This window comes from Streptomyces sp. NPDC027663, from assembly GCF_055566415.1.
Map to the genome: position 1 here is coordinate 307240 of NZ_JBVHSK010000001.1, position 25208 is coordinate 332447.

Genomic DNA, 25208 nt, shown 5'->3' on the forward strand with positions numbered 1-25208 from the left:
GACCGGACCGTACGGAATCCAGTATCAGCTGGTCGGCACGGCCCGGTCGGGGAAAGGGAGAGGCGTTCTCAGGCCTTGCCGGCCAGCTCGAAGCCGGCCTCGTCCACGGCGGCGCGCACGGCCTCGTCGTCCAGCGGGGACTGGGAGACGACGGTCACCTCGCCCGTGGACGCGACGGCCTTCACCGAGGTGACGCCGGGGATCTGGGAGATCTCGCCGGAGACGGAGCCCTCGCAGTGGCCACAGCTCATGCCGGTCACCTTGTAGACGGCGGTGACAGAGCCCGGGGTGTCGGTCTGGGCGGTCATGTCGTTGCTCCTTGTGGCGATGTGGTGCGGTCAGTGAGGTCCATGGGAAACCCGCTCCACCGACTGTATACCCCTAGGGGGTATTTCACCAAGCACGTGGCGTGACGGTCCTCCGCACCGGTGGCTCACTCGGAGCAACTGAAGGACGGCACGCCATAACCCCGATGGTTCGCCCCGCGTTCTATGAGGTGCGGGTAAGTGCCCGCGACGATGTCAGGAAGGCAGGAAACTCATGAGACGGACTACCCGATACGGTGCGATCGCCGTCGCCGCGTCCGGCGCGATGGCCGTGGCCCTGCCGGTGTCCGCCGCCTTCGCGGCCGAGGGGACCGGTGCCGACGCCACGGCGAGCGGCTCGCCCGGGGTGCTCTCCGGAAACTCCGTCCAGGTCCCGGTGCACGTGCCGGTGAACGTGTGCGGCAACACGGGGGACGTCGTGGGGCTGCTCAACCCGGCCGCGGGCAACGCCTGCGCGAACAGTGGCTCGGCGAAGGCCGGCGGTGCGGGCACCAGCGGCTCGGAGAAGGCCGGCGGCGCAAAGAAGGCCGGCGGCGCGACGACGGGCGGCGCGGAGCATGCCGTCCGTGCTCAGGGGAACGGCGGATCGGCCGCATCCGGCGGGGCGTCGGCTCACGGCGGCACCGCGGACTCGCCCGGGCTGCTGTCGGGCAACAGCCTCCAGCTCCCGGTCGACGTGCCGCTGAACCTCTCCGGGAACAGCGTCAACGTGGTCGGCGTGGGCAATGCGGTCTTCGGCAACGAGTCGGTCAACGACTCCGGTGACCACCCGGACCAGCCCCCGCACACCACGGTCCCGAAGCCCCGGGCAGCCAAGCCCCCGGCCGCCGTCCGGTCCCACACCCCGCGCCATGTGGCGCCCTCGCTGGCCCACACCGGAGCGGACCTCACGGCCCCCGGCCTCGCCGGCAGTGCCGCGCTCATCGTCGCGGGCGGGATCCTGTACCGCCGCTTCAGCCCCGGCCGCACCCGCTGACCGGGCCCCCCGGTCCTCGGGCACGCCCCGGTCCGGACGAGCACCGTGAGCCTGTCCCGACCCCCCGGCTGCCACCGCGTCACCGCTGGATCACCGCGTGACCCCCGGAGCGCAGCGTCGTTGAAGAGATGCGTTCCCTTCGAATCGGGCCCCAGGAGCCACAGCAGTTGCTCCTGGGGCCCGTGGCGTGTCCGGACCGCTCAGGACGCCGGTCCGAGCCGGACGGGCACACAAGGACGGCGAGACCACCTCACCACCGCGAGGGTGGTGAGGTGGTCTCGCCGCAATGGTCTGTGTGCGCCCGAACGAAAAGTGACGGACCGTCAGAGGGCCGAGTTGTTGCAGCCCATGTCCGAACCGAGGTGGTTCTGCTGCGCGCCCGGGTTGCCTTCGCCGTTCAGCAGGTTGCCCGCCAGGCCGGTGATGGCACCGATGCTGCCGATCACCTCGATGTTCATGTCGTGCGAGCGGCACTCGGTGTTCTGCGTGACGTCGAGGTCGTGGCCCGGCTCACCGTGGGCGAAAGCGACGGTGCTGCCGCCGAGGGCGCCGACGCTGCCGAGGATGGCGCCCACGAGGACTGCCTTCTGGATCTTGCGCATGAGTTCTCCGTTGGTTGGGCGGACGGGGTCCGCAACAGATCGATCGGGGATTGCGGACGACTGCGGGAGGTCGTCAGCCGAGTCGGGGAAGACCCAGCTGGCCGATGGGAGGTGCCGCGATCTGCCCGAGGCCGACCGGAGCCACCTCCGGCACGCTCCCCGGCGTGACCTGCGGGTTGAGGAGTGGGTTGATCTGCGGGTTGATCTGCGGGTTCACCTCCGGGGCGACCCACGCCGGCGGCTCCGCGCCGAGCGCCTGGGGCATGGCCACCTGCGGGGCGACCTGGGGCATGACCTGCGGCATGACCTGCGGCACGACCTGCGCCGGCGGTGCGGGGGCCGCCTGTACCGGCTGCGCGGGCGCTGCCTGCACCGGTTGTGCGGGAGCGGCCTGTTGCGGGTACGGCGAGGTGGCGGCCTGTGCCGTTCCCTGTGACGTGGCCGCGGCGGCGGCGTAACCGGTCTGCTGCTGCAGTGGCGGGGCCGGCTGGGGAGCGGGTGCCGTGAGTACGGCCGGCTGGGGGGCGGGTGCCGTGAGTGGGGCCTGCTGAGGAGCAGGTGCCGGGGGTGCGGCCTGGGGGGCCGGGTAATCGGGAGCCGGCGCCGGAGCCGGACCGACGGGTCCGGCGAGAGTGTCGGCATGGCTGACGCCGACTCCGATGGCGGACAGACCGCTGGCCGCTGCTACGACGAGCGCGGCCTTGTGAAGCTTGCGCATGAAACCCTCGGCCCTTCGATACCTGAAACATTGCATTTCCGCGGTCGCGCATACGACTCGTGCGATGTTCGTACTGCACGATCGGCAGCGTCATTGCTTGGCTGCACGCGGACTTCGCGTCGGAGCCGACAACGAATTCCCTCATCCCTACTACGGGTCAACGGTCGCTGCCCTCTCCCCGTTGGAACGACGATTCCTTCGCTGTGGTCACGGTCCTGATGGCCCGTCACCCGAATGCCGCTCACCGGGGCGTCCATGCGTTTCCCGGGCCCTTGCGGCAAATGGGTGACCCCCATGTACCGCCCGTATCCGAGTCCGCGCTCGTCTCGTTCCCCACGGAGCCGAGAGCGATGCTCCATCGCCGCCGCATATGGCAGCAAGAACAGCGACAACTGCGCTGCCGCATTCGGCATTTCACCAGATTCCGTGTACAGGTCAATGAAGGGCCGAGGATTTCCATGCGCAAGCTTCAGCAAGTCGCGCTCGTCGTAGCAGCAGCCGGCGGTCTGTCCGCCGTCGGCGCCGGCCCCAGCTCCGCCACAACCCCCGCCGCCTACAACGGCGCTGCACCGCCTCCCGTTTCGCAGCCGGACGCCCAGGCCCGCGCGGCCACCTCGTCGCAGGCGACCGCGCAGACGTACGGCTCTCCGGCCCAGCAGCAGGCGGCCCCGCAGCGGGGCACCCAGGTCGCCCCCCAGATCAACCCGCAGCTCAATCCGCAGATCAGCCCGCAGATCACTCCGCAGGCTTCGCAGTCGCAGCAGGGCGCCCCGGTGCACCAGAACAATCTGTTCCGCCCGTACCAGGAGTGCAGCCCGCAGACCCTGCTCGACGCGAACGTCCCGGTCGCCCTGCTCGGCGCGTCCGAGACGCGGGGCGTCGACTGCACGCAGGCCAGCAGCCAGGCGAACTCCCTCGCCAGTGCGACCAGCATGCGGCAGTGACGTCGGCCGACGGCCGAACACCGGCGTACGGCACGGGCCCTCGGGGATTCGCGACCCGGGGGCCCGTGCGCGGGCGTTACGGCTTTCGGGTGGACCTGCGACGCGAGCGCGAAACACGGTGCGCCCGTGTCCGTTTTGGGATAGTTCGTACTAGTCTCTCGTGACGGTAGCAAGTCGATCTGTCACAGATCGCACCCACTCACTCCACCGGAGATGACATGCGCAAGCTTCGTAGCGTCGCCGTTCTGATTGCCGCGCTCGGCACCATCGGACTCGTGAGCGGCACGGCTCACGCAGGCGGCGAGGGCAAGGGCCAGGGTGACAAGTTCAACATCGGGCAGAGCTCTCACTGCAAGTCGCACGACCTGAACCTCGACGTCCTCGGCGAGGTTGGCGTGCTCAACGGCGTGCTGGGCAACGCCCTCAACGGCGAGGGCAACCCGGGCGCCCAGGCCACGGACATCGGCTCGAGCATGGGCTGCAACAACAGCGCCCTGTAATCACCTGGTTCGGCGCCCAGGCGTCGGACGATCAATGGTCCCGGCGCTCGGGCGTCAGGCAGAGTGCCGGGGCCATTTGCATGCACCAGCAGGCTCTCCGAGGTGACAAGGATTGTTCGAGTTCGGCGCGTCGCTGGCTGTTTCGGGAATTGCATACCAGTCTTCATGGCTGAACGAAATGCCGATCCCTCAGGGATCGCATCCACCCCCCCCCACTTCACCGGAGATGACATGCACAAGCTCCGCATGGCTGCCGTCCTTGTCGCCGCAATCGGGAGCGTCGGGCTTCTGGGTGCCGGCGCCGCCCACGCTGACCAAGGCCGGGGCAAGGGCGGCGACGAGTTCACCATCAAGCAGAGCAGCACCTGCAGGTCGCACGACAGCAACGTCGACATCCTCGGCGAGGTCGGCATCGGCAACGGTCTGGGCGGCAACTTGCTGAACGGCGAGGGCAACCCGGGCGCCCAGGCCACGAACCTCGGCTCGACCATGGGCTGCGACAACAGCTTCGGCGACTAGTAGGGCAGAACCCCTTTCCCGGTGCCCCCGGCCGACGGCCGGGGGCACCGGGATTTCTCCTTTCGCGGGCAGGGGTGCCTCGTGGAGAACAGAAATGCCGGGCCGGGGATGTCCCCGGTCCGGCATTCGCCGACAGTGATCAGAACTCGATGTGCGGCTTCTTGAAGCCCTTGGGCAGCTCCGCCGTGCTGGAGCAGTCCACCACCGGCCCGACGTTGGCGGACCCGCCCTCCGTCAGCCGGTCGCCCGGGAACACCCCGCGCGGCCGGTCGGACGTCGAGCAGTCCTGCTCCTGCTTGATGGTGAGAGTGCCGTTCTTGTCGGTGCGCGTCTCCTTCTTGCGGATGCAGACGGTGTCACCCTGTGCGGTGGTCTTGCAGTCGCCCCGGTCTCCGTCTGCGTACGCGTGTCCCGCGCCGACGCAGATCACGGCGAGACTGCCGACGAGCGCCGAGACGGTGGCAATCTTCTGCGAAGTGAGCATGTGCTGCATTCCTTTACGACGGAGGCCCGGGCGCCTGTGCCAGGTGACTGGCGTGCGCCCGGGCCCGAGACGGTCGAAAACAGAGACTCCAGTTGCCTTCACTCGCTGCGAGCTGCGCGCGAGGGCGGGATGGCAGCAGCCCGGACGCGCACCCTGAGGGGCTGCCGCGCGTCCGGGCCGCTTTCGCGTGCATCAGGCTTCCGGAGAAGGTCGGTGCACCGCTGCAGGCGCCGAGAGAACGAGCTCTCGTTAGGTCTTACTCGCCCTGGTGCTCGCCGTAACCCTGCTCGGGCTTGTCGTCCTTCTGGTCCTGCGAGTGCTCCTCCGGGTGCTCCTGCGGCTGGCCGTAGTAGTGCTCCTCCGGGCGCTCCTCCGGCTGGGCCTGCGGCTGGCCGTAGTAGTGCTCCTCCGGGCGCTCCTCCGGCTGGGCCTGCGGCTGACCGTAGTAGTAGCCGCCGCCTACGGCAACGGCGTTGGCCGTCGAGTTGGCCACGGCGGTGATCTCCGGGGCCGCGTTGTCGCCGCCGTAGGCGAAACCGACGCCGGCACCGAAGGCGGACAGCCCCATGACCGCCACCGCTACGACTGCAGCACGCTGAAACTTGCGCATGTTTGACCCTTCCTCACCCAGGCGCGGCGCCTGGCTTGACTACTTGACGTGAGCTTATGCACACGCTACGTAGTAATTCAGGATCTACACTCCACATGTCGTGTCGGCCCCTCGTATGCCGTATCGGCACCACGAGGCATCGGTCGGGGTTCCCGGGTGCGGAGGTGCTAACGCGGCAGACCGGGCAGTACCGGCTCGCTGTCGGCCTCTTCGGGCACCCCCCGTGTCGCCGGGGAGCAGGTCACCTCGGGGCCGAGTCGCGTCCTGCCGTTGCCCAGGGCGGCGGGCAGCGTCACGGGCTGCACCGTCTTGCAGGTTTCCTGATGGGGTACGACACCGTCCTCGGGGATCACGCCTTTGATCCGTTGCGTGCACGTGATGCTGCCCAGGAGGTCACGCGTGCACCTTCCCGGATCGGCTGCGGCATGCGCCTGGGCGATGCCGGTCAGGGCGAGGCTGCCGAGGAGCCCCGAGACGGCCGCGATCTTCTTCGCGCTGAACATGTGATGGGTTTTCCCTCTGTCGGGGTGCCCGGGCGCCGGCCCTGCCGGGCTCTGTCTTCGACACTCGGTCAACCGGCCGGAGGGACCAGGCCCTTCGGAGTCGACCCGAAGGGCCCCGTGCCAAGCGTCGCGAACGATGACGCCGTCGAGCTCAGCCGGTGAAGGCGTTGTTGTACTGACCGCAGGTGGTGTCCGTCGTGCCGGCGAGGCCGAGTACGGCGATCGGGACGTCGTTCTCGGAGACCGTCTGCGGACTGCACTCCTGGTAGGGGCGGTAGAGGTCGGACACCTGCAGCCCGCCCTCGGGGCTGTCGGCGATGGCGGTGCCGGCACCGATGGCCGACAGACCGCCGGCCGCCACCGCTGCGATCACGACCTGCTGAAGCTTGCGCATGGAACCCTCGGTTCTTTGCTTGTACGAGAGGCTTGTTGCCGAGTGTGACTGGTCAAACACTAGCAGTAGCGAGAGTGGCGTTCCACGCCGGACGGCTGTGTCATGAGGGGTGCAAGAGCCCGGAAAAAGACACCGAGTCGGCCGCCGGTCACCTGCTCGGACACCGGAGTTGCCGTCCGGCGCCCACCGTCCTGACAGGCGATGTGCCGTCAGGTGCGGCGCGGCGCCGACACCAACATGGGTGAAGCGGGGTGAAGTTGGCTCACGAGAACGTCGGCTCCGCGACCCGCGGGTGGCCGCGTGCCGGCGCGGAGGCGATCAGATCGCGCAGCCCCTCGGCGTACCGCCGCACGTTCTTGCAGGCGACATCGGTGTCCGGGTAGCGGCAGGCGAACCACAGTCCCTCATGCAGCCGGTTGACCCAGACGCACACCTGGTCGCCGTACGACACCCGGATCAGTCCGTACGCCTTCTTCTCGGTCCAGCGGGCCGATCCGGGGACGGCGCGGGCATCCATGTACGAGACGATCGAGTATATGTCCGGCGAGGTCGGGCGGAAGTCGGCGCCGAGCAGGCGCAGTACGCGGGCGAGCGGAATGCGCGCCAGCGACCGGTTGGCCCGCAGCTCGGCGCGCACCGTGGTGAGCGCGCCCTCGAAGTCCCGTGCCGCGGGCACCTCGATCGGTGCGCCGCCGACGTACCAGCCCACGGAGTCCGACCATGCGGACTTCAGCCGGGTGTGCAGCGGCACGACCGTGCGATAGTACGGCTGCCCGCCCAGCTCGTGGACGATCAGACTGGTCGCGGCCAGGACGCCGACCATGCTGCCGCCGTAGGGCCGGCAGTGCGCCTCGAACGAGGCTGCCGCGTCCGCGTCCAGGAGCGGCTCGCACATCAACTTCTGGGCGGGCAGCACACCACCGGGCCGCAGACCCAGGTCGACGGGAAACTCCGGCAGCCTCCCGTCGCACCGGCCGATGAACTCCCGCCAGCGCGCCACGATCGTGTGCGTGTCGTCGATCCCGTCCGCGTCCGCCCGTTCCTGTTCGCAGAAGTCGACGTAACTTCCCGCGGCCGTCCCGGTGACGGGCCGGCCTGTGACGTCCGCCGTGTACAGGTCGTGGATCTCGTCCGGGATGCGCTGCAGCGAGTAGGCATCGACATTGGTGTGGTCGAAGGCCATGTAGACACTGGTGGAGTCGTCGCGGACGACCGCCGCATAGATGAGGTTCGGCCAGCCGAGCGCGTCCGCCGCGACGTCGAATCGGTCCTGCAGGTACCGGATCAGCGCCCCGGCGTCGGTGAAGTCGCCGACCACGTCCCGGTGCAGCGACACGTCCCCTTCCCGCAGCGTGAACCGGTGCATGTCGTCGCCGGCCCACCGGAAGCCGCTGCGCAGCGTCTCGTGCCGCAGCGTCCAGCCGCGCAACGCCCGTTCCAGCGCGTCGAGGTCGGCGCGGCCCGGCAGGTCGAACGCCGCGCCGAGCCAGGTGGGTACGAACAGCCCGTCCGCACGCACCGAGCGCGCCGTTCTGATGTGCGACTCCTGGATGTACGCCGGCGGTCTCGGGTCCGGCCGCAGGGCTGCCGCTGCCGCGATGGTCGCCGGGCTGAACGTCCACTCGACGAGGCGTCCGGGCCGGACCTCGCAGCGCTGAATGTCAGAAATTCGCACGGTGGCGTCTCCTTCGCAGAAGACACCAGCTTGATCAAGGGGGAGCCGTGCGCGAGCGATGGCAGCTGTGTTGCGGGGTTTTCAGCGGGATGTGTGACGACTCGAACGGCGAAGCGACCGCAGCATCTAGCCTTCGCGCAGGTTTTCCGAAAGGAGTACGCATGCGAGCCATGGTCTTCGAGCGCTACGGCGACCTCCCCGAAGTGCGTGAACTGCCTGACCCCCGCCCGGCTCCCCATGGCGTGGTCGTCCGCGTCGAGGCGACCGGGCTGTGCCGGAGCGACTGGCACGGCTGGATGGGGCACGATCCGGACATCACGCTGCCCCACGTGCCCGGGCACGAACTCGCCGGTGTGGTCGAGGCGGTGGGCGCACGGGTGAGAGGGTGGCGGCCCGGCGACCGGGTCACCGTGCCGTTCGTCTGCGCCTGCGGCAGCTGTCCGTCCTGTGCGGCCGGCGACCAGCAGGTGTGCGAACGGCAGACCCAGCCCGGCTTCCATCACTGGGGTTCCTTCGCGCAGTACGTCGCGCTCGACCACGCCGACGTCAACCTCGTCGCCGTTCCGGACGGCGTGACGTACGCGACCGCCGCCGCCCTCGGCTGCCGGTTCGCCACCGCCTTCCGCGCGGTGGTGCAGCAGGGCCGGGTGGCGGCCGGGGAGTGGGTCGCGGTGCACGGCTGCGGCGGTGTGGGCCTGTCGGCGGTGATGATCGCGGCTGCCTCGGGAGCGCGGGTGGTCGCCGTCGACGTGTCACCCCAAGCCCTGGATCTGGCACGGAAGTTCGGGGCCGCCGAGTGCCTGGACGCGACCGGCCTGCCCGACCCCGCCGCCGCCGTCCGTGAGCTGACCGGCGGCGGCGCCCATCTCTCCCTCGACGCCCTCGGCTCGCCCGCCACCTGCGCGGCCTCCGTGAACGGCCTGCGCCGCCGCGGCCGGCACGTCCAGGTCGGCCTGCTGCCCTCGGCCGACGGCACCACCCCGGTCCCGCTGGCCCGCGCGATCGCCCTGGAGCTGGAACTCCTCGGCAGCCACGGCATGGCCGCCCACGCCTACCCCGGCATGCTCCACCTGGTCCGCGCCGGAGTGCTGCGCCCCGACCTCCTGGTGACGTCGACCCTCCCGCTCGACGCGGCCCCGGCGGCCCTCGCGGCGATGGGTACGGCACCGGGAGCGGGGGTCACGGTCATCGAGCCCTGGAGCTGACGGCCCGGCGACAGCTCGTGCCCCGCCGCCGGGAGCGGACGGGGCACGGTACGCGCGCAGGAGCGCAGCGCGGCGGGGTCAGTCGTCTCTTCGGCCGCGGTTGCCGGGGCGGGAGGCGGCCCAGGCGCGGACGGTGTCGGCGTACCAGTAGGGCTTGCCGCCCTCGACGTGATCGGGCGGGGGCAGCAGCCCGTGCTTGCGGTACGAGCGCACGGTGTCCGGCTGCACCCGGATGTGTGCCGCGATCTCCTTGTAGGACCAGAGCCTTCGGTCGGTCATGGACAGCACCTCCCTGCGCGTGCCGCGGCGGCGACCGGGGACGGCCGCCGGGGGGACCGGGCACTGCGCTGGCGATCACCAAGCCTGTGCCCGGTGAACGACACAGAGTGACCAGCGGATGACGCCTGTCGACCGGGTGTGACCGGGGGTTCGCGTACATGTGACATCCGTGACGCGAGGGGGGCTTTTGTGACACACCCGCCGCAAAGGGCAGGCATTGAAGCAGCGGCCGCGCGAAGGCCGCCGCGGACGCGGGTGACCGCGGGTCCGGCTCGGCGCGGCGCGTGCTCGCGCTCCGCCGGGAACCCGGCACGCGCGTGCTCGCGCCCGCCGGGAACCCGGCACCCGGGTGGGCGCCCCGTGCGCCCTCCGGAGTGACTGGTCCGAATGTCTGGACAAAACATTGACAGGGCGAGCCGTACGGGACTAGAAAGCCGGGGAGAGCCATGACGAAGGGAAGCCGATGGCCTACGACCTGATCACCATGGGGCGGATCGGAGTGGACCTCTACCCGCTGCAGACCGGTGTCCCGCTCGCCCAGGTGTCGTCCTTCGGCAAGTTCCTCGGCGGGTCGGCGGCGAACGTCGCGGTCGCCGCGGCCCGGCTCGGCCGGCACACCGCCGTCATCACCCGCACCGGCGACGACCCGTTCGGCGCCTACCTCCACGAGGCACTGCGCGGCTTCGGCGTCGACGACCGCTGGGTCACCCCCGTCCCCGGGCTGCCGACCCCGGTCACCTTCTGCGAGGTCTTCCCGCCGGACGACTTCCCGCTGTACTTCTACCGGCAGCCCAAGGCCCCCGACCTGGAGATCGACGCCCCCGAGCTGGACCTGGACGCCGTCCACGCGGCCCGCATCTTCTGGATCACCGGCACCGGCCTGAGCGAGGAACCGAGCCGTACGGCGACCCTCGCGGCCCTCGCCCACCGGGCGAAGTCCGGCACGACCGTCTTCGACCTCGACTGGCGCCCCATGTTCTGGAAGGACCCGGACACCGCACGGCCCTTCTATGCCGAGGCCCTGCGCCACACCACGGTCGCCGTCGGCAACGTGGACGAGGTCGAGATCGCGACCGGGCTGCGCGAGCCGCATGCCGCCGCCCGTGCGCTGCTCGACGCGGGAGTGGAGATCGCCGTGGTCAAGCAGGGACCCAAGGGCGTCCTCGCCGTCCACCGCAACGGCGAGTCCGCGGAGGTCCCGCCCCTGCCCGTCACCGTCCTCAACGGGCTCGGCGCCGGTGACGCCTTCGGCGGCTCGCTCTGTCACGGCCTGCTGGAGGGATGGGACCTGGAGACGGTCATGCGGCACGCCAACGCGGCCGGCGCGATCGTCGCCTCCCGCCTGGAGTGCTCCTCCGCGATGCCCACGCCGGCCGAGGTGGCCGCCGCGCTCGAGGCCGGAGCGGTCCGGTGAGGGCGGGCCGCGTAGCGGGGACGCACACCCACGGCGGTGACGGCGTCCGGCAGTCCCGCGTCGACGTCGCCGAACTGGTCCGCGTCCGCACCCGCCACCCCGAGGCGATCGCCGAGGCCGCCGCACGCCGGGCCCGCCGGCCCCTGCTGAACGAGAACGGCCGGCTGATGATCGTCGCCGCCGACCACCCGGCCCGCGGCGCGCTCGGCGTCGGCGACCGCAGGCTCGCCATGGCCAACCGTGCCGACCTCCTCGAACGCCTCTGCCTCGCCCTGTCCCGGCCCGGCGTCGACGGAGTCCTCGCCACCGCCGACATCCTGGACGACCTGCTCCTGCTCGGCGCCCTCGACCACAAGGTCGTCATGGGCTCCATGAACCGCGGCGGCCTGCAGGGCGCCCGCTTCGAACTGGACGACCGGTTCACCGGGCACCGCCCCGAGGACATCCACCGCCTCGGCTTCGACGCGGGCAAGCTGCTGCTGCGCGTCGACTACGACGACCCGGGCTCCCTGACCACCCTGGAGTCCACCGCCCGCGCCATCGACGCCATGGCCGCGCACCGGCTGCCGGTCTTCGTGGAGCCGTTCATCAGCCGCCGCACCCCCGAGGGGAAGCTGCGCAACGACCTGTCCGCCGAGGCGGTCACCCGGTCCATCGCCATCGCCTCCGGGCTCGGCGGCTCCTCCGCCTACACCTGGCTGAAGGTGCCGGTCACCGAGGACCCCGACGACATGGCCCGGGTCATGGAGACCTCCACGCTGCCCGCCGTGCTGCTCGGCGGGGACATCGGCGACTCGCCCGAGGACCAGGTCGCCGCCTACGAGAAGTGGCGCGGCGCGCTCCAACTCCCGACCGTTCGCGGCCTGGTGGTCGGCCGCTCGCTGCTGTACCCGGCGGACGGCGACGTGGCCGCCGCCGTGGACACCGCCGTAGGACTGCTGTGAGGGCCGCATGACCAGCACCGACCTGCACCTGCCCAAGGGCGCGACCGCGAACGCGCAGTACGCCGTCGACATCGGCCCCAAGTCGGCCGGCTGGACCCACAGCAGCCTGCGCGTGGTCGAGTTGGCGCCCGGCGGCAGCCATACGTTCACCACCGGGGACAGTGAATGGATCGTGCTTCCGCTGCAAGGCGGATGTACCGTACAAATCGACACTGCGCCGACCGGGCAGGCCGAGTTCCAACTCCTGGGCCGTGAGAGCGTGTTCGCCGCAGTCTCCGACTTCGTGTACGCGCCCCGGGACGCCCGGGCCCTGATCGCCTCCGGCGCGGGAGGCCGCTTCGCCCTGGCAGGAGCGAAGTGCGAGCGACGACTCCCCGCCCGCTACGGCCCCGCGCCGGAGGTCCCCGTCGAGGAGCGCGGCAGCGGCAACTGCGCCCGCCGGGTGCGCAACTTCGCGTCCGCCGACTCCTTCGACTGCGACAAGCTGATCGCCGTGGAGGTGATCACCCCCGGCGGCAACTGGTCCTCGTACCCTCCGCACAAGCACGACGAGCACCGGCCGGGCGAGGAGTCCGAGCTGGAGGAGATCTACTACTTCGAGATCGACGGCCCGAGCGGCCTCGGCTATCAGCGCGTGTTCCCCTCGCGCGAGGGCGGCTCAGACGTCCTCGCCGAGGTCCGCTCCGGCGACGCCGTCCTCGTCCCCGACGGCTGGCACGGCCCGTCGATCGCCCAGCCCGGGCACGACATGTACTACCTGAACGTCATGGCCGGCCCGGGCGAGACACGGGAGTGGCGGATCTGCTTCCACCCCGATCACACCGACACCACAGGGGGGTACCGATGACGACCCGGCTGACCGTCGCCCAGGCACTCGTCCGCTTCCTCGCCGCCCAGTACACCGAGCGGGACGGCGAACGGCAGCGGCTGATCGGCGCCACCTGGGGCATCTTCGGCCACGGCAACGTCGCCGGGATCGGCCAGGCGCTGATCGAGTACGCCGATGTCATGCCGTACCACCAGGGCCGCAACGAGCAGTCCATGGTGCACGCGGCGGTCGGCTACGCCCGCCAGTCGAACCGCCTGTCCACGCACGCGGTCACGACCTCCATCGGCCCCGGCGCGACCAACCTCGTCACCGGCGCCGCCCTCGCGACCATCAACCACCTCCCGGTCCTGCTCCTGCCCGGCGACGTCTTCGCCACCCGCCCCGCCGACCCGGTCCTGCAGCAGCTGGAGATGCCGTACGCGGGCGATGTCTCGGTCAACGACACCCTGCGCCCGGTGTCGAAGTACTTCGACCGGATCACCCGCCCCGAGCAACTGATCCCGAGCGCGCTCCAGGCCATGCGGGTCCTCACCGACCCCGTCGAGACCGGCGCGGTCACCCTCGCCCTGCCGCAGGACGTACAGGCGGAAGGCTTCGACTGGCCCGAGGCGTTCTTCGCGGAGCGCGTGTGGACCGTACGCCGGCCGGGTGCCGACCCGACCGAGCTGGCCGAGGCGGTGACGGCGATCCGTGCCGCGAAGCGGCCGCTGGTCGTCGCCGGCGGCGGAGTCCACCACAGCCGCGCCGAGGCAGCGCTCGCCGAGTTCGCCGAAGCCACCCGCATCCCGGTCGCCTCCACCCAGGCCGGCAAGGGCTCGCTGCGGTACGACCACCCGCAGGACGTCGGCGGGATCGGCCACACCGGCACCGCCACCGCCGACGAGCTGGCCCGCACCACGGACCTGGTGATCGGCGTCGGCACCCGCTACACCGACTTCACCACCGCCTCCGGCACCCTCTTCGAGAACCCGGACGTCCGCTTCCTCAACCTCAACATCGCGCCCTACGACGGTCACAAGCTGTCCGGCCTCCCGCTGATCGCCGACGCCCGCAGCGGACTGGGCGAACTGACCGAGGCGCTGGTCATGCACGGGCACACGGCGGCCGGCTCCTACGTCACCGAGTACACCGAGGACAAGGAGCGCTGGGAGCAGCGCGTCGACGCCTGCTTCGAGGCCGACGAACCGGACGTACGGCCGACCCAGCCGCAGGTCATCGGCGCCCTCGACGCCCTGGTGGACGAGTCGGACATCATCGTCAACGCGGCCGGCTCGCTCCCCGGCGACCTGCACAAGCTGTGGCGGGCGCGGTCGTACGACCAGTACCACCTGGAGTACGGCTACTCCTGCATGGGCTACGAGATTCCGGCCGCGCTCGGTGTGAAGCTGGCCGCACCCGAGCGGAACGTGTGGGCGCTGGTCGGCGACGGCACCTATCTGATGATGCCGACCGAGATCGTGACGGCCGTGCAGGAGGGCGTCGCGATCAAGCTCCTGCTGGTGCAGAACCACGGGTACGCCTCGATCGGCGGCCTGTCGGAGTCGGTGGGTGGCGAGCGGTTCGGCACGGCCTACCGGTTCCCGTCCGGCGAGGGGACGTACACGGGCGCCCCGCTGCCCCTCGACCTCGCCGCCAACGCCGCCAGCCTGGGCATGCGGGTGCTGCGCGCGAAGACCGTACGGGACCTGCGGGCGGCGCTCGCCGAGGCGCGGGCCGCCGACACTCCCACATGTGTCTACGTGGAGACCGAAACGTCCGACACTGTGTCGGGCGCGCCTCCGGCGCAGGCCTGGTGGGATGTTCCTGTGGCCGAGACCGCGACCCGACCGTCGGCGGTCAAGGCACGTGAGCTGTACGAACGGCACGTCTCGACCCGACGCCGCCATCTGTAATAAGGAGTCTCTGGGCATGACGAAGATCGTCAACCACTGGATCGGCGGCAAGACCGTCGAAGGCGCGTCGGGTACGTACGGGCCGGTCACGGACCCGGCGACCGGCGCGGTCACCACCAAGGTCGCGTTCGCGTCGGTCGAGGAGGTGGACGCGGCCGTCGCGGCGGCCAAGGACGCCTTCGCCACCTGGGGTCAGTCCTCGCTGGCCCAGCGGACCTCGATCCTCTTCAAGTTCCGCGCGCTGCTGGACGCCCACCGCGACGAGATCGCCGAGCTGATCACCGCCGAGCACGGCAAGGTCCACTCGGACGCGCTCGGTGAGGTGGCCCGCGGTCTGGAGATCGTGGACCTCGCCTGCGGCATCAACGTGCAGCTGAAGGGCGAGCTGTCCACCCAGGTCGCCAACCGCGTCGACGTGGCCGCGATCCGCCAGCCGCTCGGTGTCGTCGCCGGCATCACGCCGTTCAACTTCCCGGCGATGGTCCCGATGTGGATGTTCCCCATCGCCATCGCGACCGGCAACACCTTCGTGCTGAAGCCGTCCGAGAAGGACCCGTCGGCCTCCCTCAAGATCGCCGAGCTGCTCTCCGAGGCCGGTCTGCCCGACGGCGTCTTCAACGTCGTGCACGGCGACAAGGTGGCCGTCGACCGTCTGCTGGAGCACCCGGACGTCAAGGCCGTCTCCTTCGTCGGCTCGACCCCGATCGCCCGTTACATCCACACCACCGCCTCCGCCAACGGCAAGCGGGTGCAGGCCCTGGGCGGCGCCAAGAACCACATGCTGGTGCTGCCGGACGCCGACCTGGACGCGGCGGCCGACGCCGCGGTGTCCGCCGCCTACGGCTCCGCGGGCGAGCGCTGCATGGCCATCTCCGCGGTGGTCGCGGTCGGCTCCATCGGCGACGAGCTGGTGGAGAAGATCCGCGAGCGCGCCGAGAAGATCAAGATCGGCCCCGGCAACGACCCGGCCTCCGAGATGGGCCCGCTCATCACGAAGGTGCACCGCGACAAGGTGGCCTCCTACGTCGAGGGCGCGGCGGCCGAGGGCTGCGAGGTCGTGCTCGACGGCACCGGCTACACGGTCGAGGGCCACGAGGACGGTCACTGGATCGGCATCTCGCTGCTCGACAAGGTGCCGACCAGCGCCAAGGCCTACCAGGACGAGATCTTCGGCCCGGTGCTGTGCGTGCTGCGCGCCGAGACGTACGAGGAGGGCGTGGCCCTCATCAACGCCTCGCCGTTCGGCAACGGCACCGCGATCTTCACCCGGGACGGCGGCGCCGCCCGCCGCTTCCAGCTGGAGATCGAGGCCGGCATGGTGGGCGTGAACGTGCCGATCCCGGTGCCGGTGGGCTACCACTCCTTCGGCGGCTGGAAGGACTCGCTCTTCGGCGACCACCACATCTACGGCAACGACGGCACGCACTTCTACACCCGCGGCAAGGTCGTCACGACCCGCTGGCCCGACCCGGCCGACGCCCCGGCCGGCGTGGACCTGGGCTTCCCGCGCAACCACTGAGCCGGACAGCACGGTGCCCCGTCCTCCGCGCGGAGGACGGGGCACCGGTGTGCTCAGCCCTGCTGCTTCCGCTGCTTCGCGATCACGTCGGTGAGGTCGGCGGTGCGCGCGGCGGGCGGGGCCTCGACGCTGACCGTCTTGCCGAACTTCTCGAAGTCCATGGTCACCGTCATCGTGCCCATCTTCTGCTTCAGCCGTACCGGAAGGTCGTCGGAGCCCACCCACACGTCCATGACGATCGAGCTGGCCCCGGTCGCCGCGCTCAGCGGGCTGCCCTCGCCGTAGGCGTCCTTGAGCCTGCCCATGTGGTCCTGGTCGACCACGGCGCGGTAGTGCGTGGTGCTCCGGCCGTTCACGGTCTGCTTGCCGAGGTCCTTGGTGTCGTTGGCGTACTTCAGGCCCTTCATGGAGGCCGAGGGGCTGCCGTTGTCGCCGGCGAGGGCCTGGGCGCCCTTCTTGCCGAACACGGCCGAACCGTCGACCTTGATCCAGTCCTTGCCCTTGTACGGGCCGGAGGTGAAGGCGTCGACGTCGTAGTAGTAGACGCCCTTGACGAACAGGACGTGCGTCTTCGGGGCGTGGTTGACGGCCTGCATGTTCGCGGCCCTGGTGTCCATCTGGACGTCGAAGAGGTAACCGTCGCCCCAGGAGTACGTGCCCTCCATGGCGATCGGGCCGCTGGTGCCGGTGTCGGTCGTCATGCGTACCTCGGCCGAGCCGAGAGCCTCCGTCCGGTCCGTCGCCCTCGTCAGCGCCGCCATCACGTCGTCTGCCTCGGCGACCGCCTTGACCGCCGACCCGGCGCTCTCCGTGCCACAGCCGGAGGCCGTCACCAGTGCCGCCGTCGTGAACCCCACCCAGGCAGCGGTGTGCCGTTTCCTCATGTCCCACCCCAAGTGCCGTGTGCCAGTCATGCGCGGCGCACTCTATCGGGCAGTACTGACATGGACGCGACCGGTTTAGCCGTCCGGATAGCGGACGGCTGACATTTTTTTGAAATGTCGGCTGCGGTTCCCGTTCAGGCCGGACGAAACGGGTGTCGAAGGGTTTAGCGCAGGCTGTCCTTTGAAATCAAGGTCATATCTGGCTGAGGCTTGATGGATGCACCAATTCGGCGTCACAGCCTGGGAAAGTGATGCGGCACGCGGCTGTTCGCAAGTGCGGATTCCGAAGGTAAACGGCCATTGACGTGGCGGTTTTCGTCGGGGTTCTCTATGCAGCGCCGGGAGCGGACGAGACGAACGTACGACGATCCGCCGGAGGCGATAGCGCTCCCGACCCCCCTTCAGTCGCACGAGTCGATCGGAACCGCCGCATGACCGACACGCTCCAGAAGTCCGTGGCCGACACCGCCACAGCCCCCGCACCGGGGCTGAAGCGATCCATCGGTGTCGTGGGCGGCACCCTGCTGACGCTGTCGTGCGTCACGCCCGCCTCCACGCTCTTCGTCGTCGTCCCCGACCTGTTCGGTTCCCTCGGCACCGCCACCGCCCTGACGATCGCCATCGGCTCCCTCCTCTGTATCGCCGTGGCCTTCTGCTACTCCGAGCTGGGCACCCTCATCCCCAGCGCGGGCGGCGAGTACGCCATGGTGTCGACGATGGCCGGACGGCTCGCCGGCTGGCTGGTCTTCGTGCTGTCCTTGCTGGTCGTGATGATCGTCCCACCGGTGATCGCCATGGGCACGGCCGACTACCTCGCGCCGATCGTCCACCTCGACCCGTCGATGACCGGCGCCGGCGTCATGCTGCTCGCCACCCTCGCCGGCCTGCTCGACCTGCGTGCCAACGCCTGGATCACCGGCATCTTCCTGGTCCTGGAGGTCGTCGCCGCCGGCGTCGTCGCCCTGCTCGGCTTCTCGCACAGCCACCGCGGGGTGGGCAGTCTGGTCTCCATGCAGGTGGCCGGCGCCCACGGCCACACGGACACGGTGACGGCCATGCTGGTGGTCTCCGGGCTCGCCATCGCCCTCTTCGTCACCCAGGGCTTCTCGACCGCCGTCTACCTCTCCGAGGAACTGGAGAACCCGCGCCGCAACGTCGCCCGCACCGTGCTGGCCACCCTCGCGATCTCCACCGTGGTCATCCTGGTGCCGGTCGCCGCCATCACCATGGGCGCCGGCGACCTGAAGGAACTGACCGGCGGCGACATCAGCTCCATGGTCACCGCCTGGTCCAACTCCGCGGTCGGCACCTTCGTCAGCCTCTGCGTGGCCCTCGCGATCATCAACGCGGGCATCGTCATGGTCATCCAGAACTCCCGGGTGCTGTTCGCCTCCGCCCGCGACAAGGCCTGGCCCGGCCCGGTCAACACCGTCTTCGCCAAGCTCGGCCGCTTCGGCTCCCCCTGGGTCGCCACGCTCGCGGTCGGCGTCCCCGGCGCGGTGCTCTGCTTCGTCAACCTGGACACCCTGTACGGCGTCACCGGCGTCTCGGTGACCGGCATGTACCTGCTGGTCGCGGTCGCCGCGCTGCTGTCCCGCCGCGGCTCCCACAAGCACACGCCCGCCTGGCGGATGCCGCTGTGGCCCGCGGTGCCGGTCCTGCTGATCGCCGTCCTCGCCTACATCCTGACCCAGCAGGAGACGAGCTACCTCCTGTGGACCGGCGGCATCACCGCCGCAGCCACCCTCTACTGGGCCCTGTACCTGCGCCCGCGCCGCGACACCCGCTGGCTGGTGTCGATCCCGGAGGACGCCCAGGTGCCGGAGGTCCGGCTGCCCGCCCAGGCCACGGAGTCCCCGGTGCCCGCCCCGGTCCCCGGCGAGGCCCGGGCCTGATCCGCGGCCGGAGGTGCCTCCCCCGACATCCCCGGCCGCAAGCCGCCGCCCCCGTCACCCACTGCCAGGTTGGGTGCCGGGGGCGACGGCGTTCCCGCCACCCGTGCCGGTTCGGGGGCGCCGGGGGCGACGGCGTTCCCGCCACCTGCCGTTCGGGGTGCTGGGGTCGGCGTGGGTGTCGCTCGTGCCGTCCGGGGTGCTGAGGGCCGGCATACGCATCACCCGTGCCGGTTCGGTGCCGTGGTGCGACGGTGTTCCCGTACCGCGTTCGGTGTACGCCGGCCCGGGCCCGTACGCCCGGAGGAGGGGCCGGGGCTCCGCCCGACGGCAGCAGCGGTTGTCGGTGGCGGCCCGTACCGTTGACGCATGGATCTTCGACTGCCCGCACTGCGGGGGCTGCTGCGCCGGCCGCGTCGGCTCACCGCCGCCGCGGCAGCCGTCGTGGTGCTCGCCGGCGCCGGGACGTGGACGGCGGCCGTCGCCTCCGACGACACGCGGACCGTGCGCAGCAGCGAGCAGGTCATGGCGGTCGACGGGGTGCGACTGGACACCTCGTTCTTCGCCCCGGCCGACGCCGGCCGCCACCCCGCCGTGCTGCTCGCGCACGGCTTCGGCGGCAGCAAGGACGACATGCGGGAGCAGGCCGAGGACCTCGCCCGGGACGGGTACGCGGTCCTGACCTGGTCCGCGCGCGGTTTCGGCCGGTCCACCGGGAAGATCGGGCTCAACGACCCCGAGGGCGAGGTCGCCGACGTCTCCCGGCTCATCGACTGGCTGGCCGAGCGGCCCGAGGTGCGGCTCGACAAGCCCGGCGACCCGCGCGTGGGCATGGCCGGCGGCTCCTACGGCGGCGCGGTCTCCCTGCTCGCCGCCGGGCACGACCGGCGCGTCGACGCCATCGCCCCGGCCGTCACCTACTGGAACCTCGCGGACGCCCTGTTCCCGAACGAGGTGTTCAAGAAGCTGTGGTCCGGCGTCTTCTTCAACACCGGCGGCGGCTGCGACAAGTTCGAGGCCGGGCTGTGCCGGATGTACGACCGGGTCGCCGAGTCCGGCTCCCCGGACCCGGCTGCCCGCAAGCTGCTGGAGGAGCGCTCGCCGTCCGCCGTCGGCGCCCGCATCAAGGTGCCGGCCCTGCTGGTGCAGGGGCAGACCGACTCCCTGTTCACCCTCGACCAGGCCGACGCGGCCGAGAAGGCGATCCGTGCGAACGGCGCCCCTGTCGCCGTCGACTGGATCGCGGGCGGACACGACGGCGGCGACATGGAGACCAGCCGGATCGAGGCACGTGTGCGCGCCTGGTTCGACCGGTACCTGAAGGGCGACAAGAACGCCGGCACCGGCCCGGCCTTCCGGATCACCCGCACCGGAGGCGTCGACTCCACCGACGGCACCGCCCAGCTGCGCGGCGCGAGCGCGGCGGCCTACCCCGGCCTGCGCGACCACCGGCGCACCGTCGCCCTCACCGGCGGCACCCAGCGCGTCGCCAACCCGGCCGGCGCCAGCCCGCCCGGCGTCTCCGCCCTGCCGGGCCTCGGCGGCTCCGGCGGCCTCTCCCGGCTGTCCGCGCTCGGAGTCGGCGTCTCCCTGGACTTCCCCGGCCAGTACGCCAAGTTCGACTCGGCACCCCTCACCCACGACCTGCAGATCACCGGCGCCCCGACCGCCACCGTCCACATCACCTCCACCCGCGACGACGCCGTCCTCTTCGGCAAGGTCTACGACGTCGGCCCCGGCGGCGTCCAGCAGGTGCTGCCCGCCCAGCTCGTCGCGCCGTTCCGGGTGACCGGCGCCAAGGCCGGCAAGGACGTCACCGTCACCCTCCCGGCGATCGACCACGAGGTGCAGAAGGGCCACCGGCTCCGCCTGGTCCTGGCCTCCACCGACCTCGGTTACGCCTCACCGGCCACCCCGGCCCGCTACACCGTCTCCCTGAAGGGCGCCCTGAGCGTGCCGACGGCGCCCGCGGTCACCACGGCCGCCGCACCGCTGCCCGCCTGGGTCTGGTGGCTCCCCGCGGCCGGCGCGGCCACCGCCCTCGCCCTGCTGCTCACCGCCCGCCGCCGCACGGCCGCGCCCCCACCCGATCCGGAGCTGGCCGAAGTCCCGCTGGTGATCGAGGACCTGAGCAAGCGGTACGCGAAGTCCACCGACAGGTACGCGGTGCGCGAGCTGTCCTTCCGTGTCGAGAAGGGCCAGGTCCTCGGCCTGCTCGGCCCCAACGGCGCCGGCAAGACCACCACCCTGCGCATGCTGATGGGCCTGATCCGGCCGGACGACGGCGAGATCCGCGTCTTCGGCCACGCGATCCGGCCCGGCGCGTCCGTGCTGTCCCGGGTGGGCGCCTTCGTCGAGGGCGCGGGCTTCCTGCCCCACCTGTCCGGCCGCGAGAATCTGGAGCTGTACTGGCGGGCCACCGGCCGCCCGCCCGGGGACGCCCATCTGGACGAGGCCCTGGAGATCGCCGGGCTCGGCGACGCTTCCCCACGTGCGCGACGGCGCTCGAACAGGGGAGACCCCATCGACCGCGCGGTGCGCACCTACTCCCAGGGCATGCGCCAGCGCCTCGCCATCGCCCAGGCCATGCTCGGCCTGCCCGACCTGCTCATCCTGGACGAGCCCACCAACGGCCTCGACCCGCCCCAGATCCGGGAGATGCGCGAGGTGATGATCCGGTACGCGGCCGCCGGCCGCACGGTCATCGTCTCCAGCCATCTCCTCGCCGAGGTCGAACAGTCCTGCACCCACCTGGTGGTGATGGACCGCGGCCGGCTCGTTCAGGCGGGCCCGGTCCGGGAGATCATCGGCTCCGGGGACACCCTGCTGGTCGGCACCGCCACGCCCGTGGAGGAGGCGGTGGTGGAGAAGGTGGGCGCGCTGCCCGGCGTCTCCTCCGCCGTGCGCACCGACGACGGGCTGCTGATCCGGCTCGACCCCGGCGGCACGGCCGAGCGGCTGGTCGTGGAGCTGGTCCGGCTCGAGGTGCCGGTCGCCTCGGTCGGCCCACACCGCCGCCTGGAAGACGCCTTCCTCACCCTGATCGGAGGTTCCGCATGAGCACGCTCACCGAGGTCGCCTCCGGCTATCAGGCCGGCCGCACCCTGCCGGCGCGGGTGGAACTGGTCCGCCAGCTGAAGCGGCGCCGCACGCTGGTCATGGGCGCGATCCTGGCCGTCCTGCCGTTCGTGCTGCTGATCGCCTTTGCCCTCGGCGGCGACCCGGGCAGCCGGAACGGCCAGGTCACCCTGATGGACACGGCCACCGCCTCCGGCGCCAACTTCGCCGCCGTGAACCTCTTCGTCTCGGCGGGCTTCCTGCTGGTGATCCCGGTCGCCCTGTTCTGCGGGGACACGATCGCCTCGGAGGCGAGCTGGTCCTCGCTGCGCTATCTGCTCGCCGCGCCCGTGCCCCGGGCCCGGCTGCTGTGGTCCAAGCTCGTCGTGGCGCTCGGGCTGAGCCTCGCCGCGATGCTGCTGCTGCCGCTGGTGGCGCTCGCCGCCGGAACGGCCGCCTACGGCTGGGGGCCGCTGCAGATACCGACCGGCGGGGTGCTGGACACCGGCACGGCGGCCCAGCGGCTCCTCGTGGCCGTGGTGTACATATTCGTCTCCCAGCTGGTCACGGCCGGGCTGGCGTTCTGGCTCTCGACGAAGACGGACGCCCCGCTGGGCGCGGTAGGCGGCGCGGTCGGCCTGACCATCGTCGGGAACGTCCTGGACGCCGTCACCGCCCTCGGCCACTGGCGCGACTTCCTGCCCGCCCACTGGCAGTTCGCCTGGGCCGACGCCGTCCAGCCGCACCCCGAGTGGTCCGGCATGGTCCAGGGCACCGCGCTGTCCCTCACCTATGCCCTGGTGCTGTTCGCCCTGGCCTTCCGGGGCTTCGCGCGAAAGGACGTCGTCAGCTGAGCCGTCGCGAACGGATCCCGCGCATCCCATTGACCTTTCCTTACCTGCGAGTAAGTTGACTGTCCCGCAAGGGGATTCGGCAGACCACGCATCGCCACCGGGAGCGGTCATGGGCGTACGCAGGGATCTGGAACGGGCGCGCAGGCGCATCGGCCCGGCGGCTCGCGCCCCGGTGGAGATCGTCCGGGACGCGGCCGGCGCCGTACGCGAGGTGCGCACAGCACCCCTGGCGCCCCCGCTCACCACCGGCTCCCTGGCCGACCTGCCCTTCACGCACGCGGCCGAGGCGCCCGACGCGGTACTGCTGCGCCGCCGCGAGCAGGGCGCCTGGCGGCCGGTCACGGCGGCCGGCTTCGCCGCCGAGGTGGCCGCCGTCGCCAAGGGACTGATCGCCGCCGGACTCGAACCGGGCGGCCGGATCGTCGTCATGTCCCGCACCCGCTACGAGTGGACCGTCCTGGACTTCGCCGTCTGGGCGGCCGGCGGCCAGTCCGTGCCGGTCTACCCGACCTCCTCCGCCGAGCAGGTGGAGTGGATCGTCCGTGACTCCGGCGCCCGCTTCGCCGTCACCGAGACCGCCGAGCACACGGCCGTCGTGTCCGCCGGCACGGCCGGCCACCCCCGCCCGCCGCGCGTATGGCAGATCGACCCGGCTGCCCTGAGCGGGGCAGCGCATCGAGGCGACGCCGGGCTCGGCCCGGCGGGCGGCCACCGCCGCGAGGGCGCGACCGGCCACGACGGTGCCGCAGCCGGCCCGCGGCCCGCCGCGGCACTTCCGGCGGAGCCCCTGGCCGACCTCACCGCCATCGGCCGGGACGTCCCCGACGACGACCTCGCCAAGAGACGCGGCGCGCTGACCCCCGACACCATCGCCACCATCTGCTACACCTCCGGCACCACCGGCAGGCCCAAGGGCTGCGTCCTCACCCACGGCAACCTGCACGCCGAGGCCGCCAACGCCGTCGAACTGCTGCACCCGGTCTTCCGGGCCGCCACCGGCCGGAGCGCCTCCACCCTGCTCTTCCTGCCGCTCGCCCACATCCTCGGCCGCACCCTGCAGCTCGCCTGCCTCCTGGCCCGGATCGAGACCGGCCACTTCCCGAGCGTGAAGCCCGACGAACTGCGGCCCGCGCTCAAGGAGTTCCGGCCCACGTTCCTGGTCGGCGTGCCCTATCTCTTCGAGAAGATCCACGACACCGGGCGTGCCACCGCCGAGAGGATCGGCCGCGCCGCCTCCTTCGACCGTGCCGAACGGATCGCCGTCCGCTTCGCCGAGGCCGGCCTGCGCGAGTTCCTCGGCACCGGCAAGGGCCCCGGCCCGGGCCTGTACGCCGCATGGGCCCTCTACGACCTGCTGGTCTACCGCCGTATCCGCAACGAGCTGGGCGGCCGGGTGCGGTACGCCATCAGCGGCGGCTCCCCGCTGGACCGCAACCTCAACCTGTTCTTCCACGCGGCCGGCATCGTCGTCCACGAGGGCTACGGCCTGACCGAGACCACGGCCGCCGCCACCATCGTGCCCCCGCTCGGCCCCCGCCCCGGCACGGTCGGTCTGCCGGTGCCCGGGGTGTCCGTGCGCATCGCCGAAGACGGCGAGGTACTGGTCAAGGGCGGGATCGTCTTCGGGTCGTACTGGAACAACCCCGGCGCCACCGATGCCGTGCTCCACGACGGCTGGTTCGCCACCGGCGACCTCGGCGCGCTGGACGACGACGGCTATCTCACGATCACCGGCCGCAAGAAGGACATCCTCGTCACCTCCGGCGGCAAGAACGTCGCCCCGGCCGTGCTGGAGGACCGGCTGCGCAGCCGCTCGCCGGTCGGCCAGTGCCTGGTCGTCGGTGACAACCGGCCCTTCGTCGCCGCGCTGGTCACCCTGGACCCGGAGGCGGTCGCCCACTGGCTGTCCGTGCACAGACTCCCGCGGGACACCCCGCTGTCCGAGCTGGTCGGTGACGAACGGCTGCGCGCAGAGGTGCAGAAGGCCGTCGACTACGCCAACGAGGCCGTCTCCCGGGCCGAGTCCATCCGTGCCTTCGCCCTGGTGGAAGGGGAGTTCAACGAGGAGAACGGACTGCTGACCCCCTCGCTGAAGGTCAAGCGGCACGCGGTCACCGCCGCGTACGCCGAGCAGATCGAGGCGCTGTACCGCCGCTGACGCCGCTGACAGGCCGAAGCGGGCCGCCGA

At 71.3% G+C, this 25208-nt stretch carries 24 protein-coding genes; 14 read left to right on the top strand and 10 right to left on the bottom strand.

All coding sequences use genetic code 11. The annotated features are described in order from the left end of the window. Positions 1–68: 68 nt before the first annotated feature. Positions 69–308 carry a heavy-metal-associated domain-containing protein gene (locus ACZ4SF_RS01350; protein WP_468376593.1) on the bottom strand — a complete coding sequence of 80 codons (240 nt, stop codon included), beginning with the start codon at positions 306–308 and terminating at the stop codon, positions 69–71. A gap of 232 nt (positions 309–540) precedes the next feature. On the opposite strand from ACZ4SF_RS01350, the gene ACZ4SF_RS01355 reads away from it, so the two are divergent. Then, positions 541–1302 carry a chaplin gene (locus tag ACZ4SF_RS01355; protein ID WP_468376596.1) on the top strand — a complete coding sequence of 254 codons (762 nt, stop codon included), beginning with the start codon at positions 541–543 and terminating at the stop codon, positions 1300–1302. Between the two features lie 323 nt (positions 1303–1625). On the opposite strand, the gene ACZ4SF_RS01360 is transcribed toward ACZ4SF_RS01355, so the two are convergent. Together ACZ4SF_RS01360 and ACZ4SF_RS01365 are read right to left on the bottom strand one after the other, a co-directional pair. Then, positions 1626–1904: a hypothetical protein gene (locus ACZ4SF_RS01360; protein WP_468376599.1), complete on the bottom strand. Its 279-nt coding sequence runs from the start codon at positions 1902–1904 to the stop codon at positions 1626–1628. Between the two features lie 73 nt (positions 1905–1977). Beyond that, positions 1978–2622, bottom strand: coding sequence for a hypothetical protein (locus ACZ4SF_RS01365; RefSeq protein ID WP_468376600.1), 645 nt, complete (start codon positions 2620–2622; stop codon positions 1978–1980). A gap of 458 nt (positions 2623–3080) precedes the next feature. Between ACZ4SF_RS01365 and ACZ4SF_RS01370 the strand changes: the two genes are divergently transcribed. The 3 genes from ACZ4SF_RS01370 to ACZ4SF_RS01380 all read left to right on the top strand — a co-directional run bounded on the left by ACZ4SF_RS01370 (position 3081) and on the right by ACZ4SF_RS01380 (position 4585). After that, positions 3081–3566 (top strand): hypothetical protein, encoded by a 486-nt coding sequence (locus ACZ4SF_RS01370; protein WP_468376603.1) that lies wholly within the window; start codon positions 3081–3083, stop codon positions 3564–3566. 218 nt (positions 3567–3784) lie between these two features. Next, positions 3785–4066 carry a hypothetical protein gene (locus ACZ4SF_RS01375; protein ID WP_468376606.1) on the top strand — a complete coding sequence of 94 codons (282 nt, stop codon included), beginning with the start codon at positions 3785–3787 and terminating at the stop codon, positions 4064–4066. 231 nt (positions 4067–4297) lie between these two features. Next, a complete protein-coding gene (locus ACZ4SF_RS01380; RefSeq protein ID WP_468376608.1) occupies positions 4298–4585 on the top strand; it encodes a hypothetical protein in 288 nt (95 codons plus the stop codon). 139 nt (positions 4586–4724) lie between these two features. Here ACZ4SF_RS01380 and ACZ4SF_RS01385 read toward each other — a convergent pair whose 3' ends face one another. From ACZ4SF_RS01385 to ACZ4SF_RS01405, 5 genes are all read right to left on the bottom strand, one after another. After that, the gene (locus ACZ4SF_RS01385) at positions 4725–5069 is read right to left on the bottom strand and encodes a hypothetical protein (RefSeq protein WP_468376611.1); all 345 of its coding nucleotides are present in this window, start codon (positions 5067–5069) and stop codon (positions 4725–4727) included. 256 nt (positions 5070–5325) lie between these two features. Continuing rightward, positions 5326–5679, bottom strand: coding sequence for a hypothetical protein (locus ACZ4SF_RS01390; RefSeq protein WP_468376614.1), 354 nt, complete (start codon positions 5677–5679; stop codon positions 5326–5328). 167 nt (positions 5680–5846) lie between these two features. Further along, positions 5847–6182, bottom strand: coding sequence for a hypothetical protein (locus tag ACZ4SF_RS01395; RefSeq protein WP_468376616.1), 336 nt, complete (start codon positions 6180–6182; stop codon positions 5847–5849). Between the two features lie 151 nt (positions 6183–6333). Continuing rightward, positions 6334–6576 (bottom strand): hypothetical protein, encoded by a 243-nt coding sequence (locus tag ACZ4SF_RS01400; RefSeq protein ID WP_468376618.1) that lies wholly within the window; start codon positions 6574–6576, stop codon positions 6334–6336. Between the two features lie 262 nt (positions 6577–6838). Beyond that, positions 6839–8251, bottom strand: a complete 1413-nt coding sequence (locus tag ACZ4SF_RS01405; protein ID WP_468376620.1) for a condensation domain-containing protein — start codon at positions 8249–8251, stop codon at positions 6839–6841. 161 nt (positions 8252–8412) lie between these two features. On the opposite strand from ACZ4SF_RS01405, the gene ACZ4SF_RS01410 reads away from it, so the two are divergent. Beyond that, positions 8413–9456, top strand: coding sequence for a zinc-dependent alcohol dehydrogenase family protein (locus ACZ4SF_RS01410; RefSeq protein WP_468376623.1), 1044 nt, complete (start codon positions 8413–8415; stop codon positions 9454–9456). A gap of 78 nt (positions 9457–9534) precedes the next feature. Here ACZ4SF_RS01410 and ACZ4SF_RS01415 read toward each other — a convergent pair whose 3' ends face one another. Then, positions 9535–9735, bottom strand: a complete 201-nt coding sequence (locus tag ACZ4SF_RS01415; RefSeq protein WP_468376626.1) for a helix-turn-helix transcriptional regulator — start codon at positions 9733–9735, stop codon at positions 9535–9537. 463 nt (positions 9736–10198) lie between these two features. Between ACZ4SF_RS01415 and iolC the strand changes: the two genes are divergently transcribed. The 5 genes from iolC (at position 10199) to mmsA (ending at position 16333) form a co-directional block, all read left to right on the top strand. Beyond that, on the top strand, positions 10199–11149 hold the full coding sequence (gene iolC, locus ACZ4SF_RS01420; protein ID WP_468376628.1) for a 5-dehydro-2-deoxygluconokinase: 951 nt from the start codon (positions 10199–10201) through the stop codon (positions 11147–11149). 74 nt (positions 11150–11223) lie between these two features. Then, positions 11224–12093: a Cgl0159 family (beta/alpha)8-fold protein gene (locus ACZ4SF_RS01425; protein WP_468378260.1), complete on the top strand. Its 870-nt coding sequence runs from the start codon at positions 11224–11226 to the stop codon at positions 12091–12093. 7 nt (positions 12094–12100) lie between these two features. Continuing rightward, positions 12101–12940 carry a 5-deoxy-glucuronate isomerase gene (gene iolB / locus ACZ4SF_RS01430; RefSeq protein WP_468376631.1) on the top strand — a complete coding sequence of 280 codons (840 nt, stop codon included), beginning with the start codon at positions 12101–12103 and terminating at the stop codon, positions 12938–12940. Further along, positions 12937–14814 (top strand): 3D-(3,5/4)-trihydroxycyclohexane-1,2-dione acylhydrolase (decyclizing), encoded by a 1878-nt coding sequence (gene iolD / locus ACZ4SF_RS01435; protein ID WP_468376634.1) that lies wholly within the window; start codon positions 12937–12939, stop codon positions 14812–14814. Before iolB ends, iolD begins: the two co-directional genes overlap by 4 nt. 16 nt (positions 14815–14830) lie before the next feature. Further along, complete coding sequence (gene mmsA, locus ACZ4SF_RS01440) at positions 14831–16333, top strand: CoA-acylating methylmalonate-semialdehyde dehydrogenase (protein ID WP_468376637.1); 1503 nt, start codon at positions 14831–14833, stop codon at positions 16331–16333. A gap of 53 nt (positions 16334–16386) precedes the next feature. Here the strand turns inward: mmsA and ACZ4SF_RS01445 are convergent, their stop codons facing one another. Further along, on the bottom strand, positions 16387–17217 hold the full coding sequence (locus ACZ4SF_RS01445; RefSeq protein WP_468376640.1) for an SCO4651 family lipoprotein: 831 nt from the start codon (positions 17215–17217) through the stop codon (positions 16387–16389). A gap of 431 nt (positions 17218–17648) precedes the next feature. Between ACZ4SF_RS01445 and ACZ4SF_RS01450 the strand changes: the two genes are divergently transcribed. The 4 genes from ACZ4SF_RS01450 to ACZ4SF_RS01465 all read left to right on the top strand — a co-directional run bounded on the left by ACZ4SF_RS01450 (position 17649) and on the right by ACZ4SF_RS01465 (position 25178). Beyond that, positions 17649–19112 (top strand): APC family permease, encoded by a 1464-nt coding sequence (locus ACZ4SF_RS01450; RefSeq protein WP_468376642.1) that lies wholly within the window; start codon positions 17649–17651, stop codon positions 19110–19112. A gap of 366 nt (positions 19113–19478) precedes the next feature. Continuing rightward, positions 19479–22169: a CocE/NonD family hydrolase gene (locus tag ACZ4SF_RS01455; protein ID WP_468376645.1), complete on the top strand. Its 2691-nt coding sequence runs from the start codon at positions 19479–19481 to the stop codon at positions 22167–22169. Continuing rightward, positions 22166–23020 (top strand): ABC transporter permease, encoded by an 855-nt coding sequence (locus ACZ4SF_RS01460; RefSeq protein WP_468376647.1) that lies wholly within the window; start codon positions 22166–22168, stop codon positions 23018–23020. The genes ACZ4SF_RS01455 and ACZ4SF_RS01460 overlap by 4 nt, the downstream gene beginning before the upstream one ends. 109 nt (positions 23021–23129) lie before the next feature. Then, the gene (locus tag ACZ4SF_RS01465; protein WP_468376650.1) at positions 23130–25178 is read left to right on the top strand and encodes an AMP-dependent synthetase/ligase; all 2049 of its coding nucleotides are present in this window, start codon (positions 23130–23132) and stop codon (positions 25176–25178) included. The last annotated feature ends 30 nt before the right edge of the window (positions 25179–25208 follow it).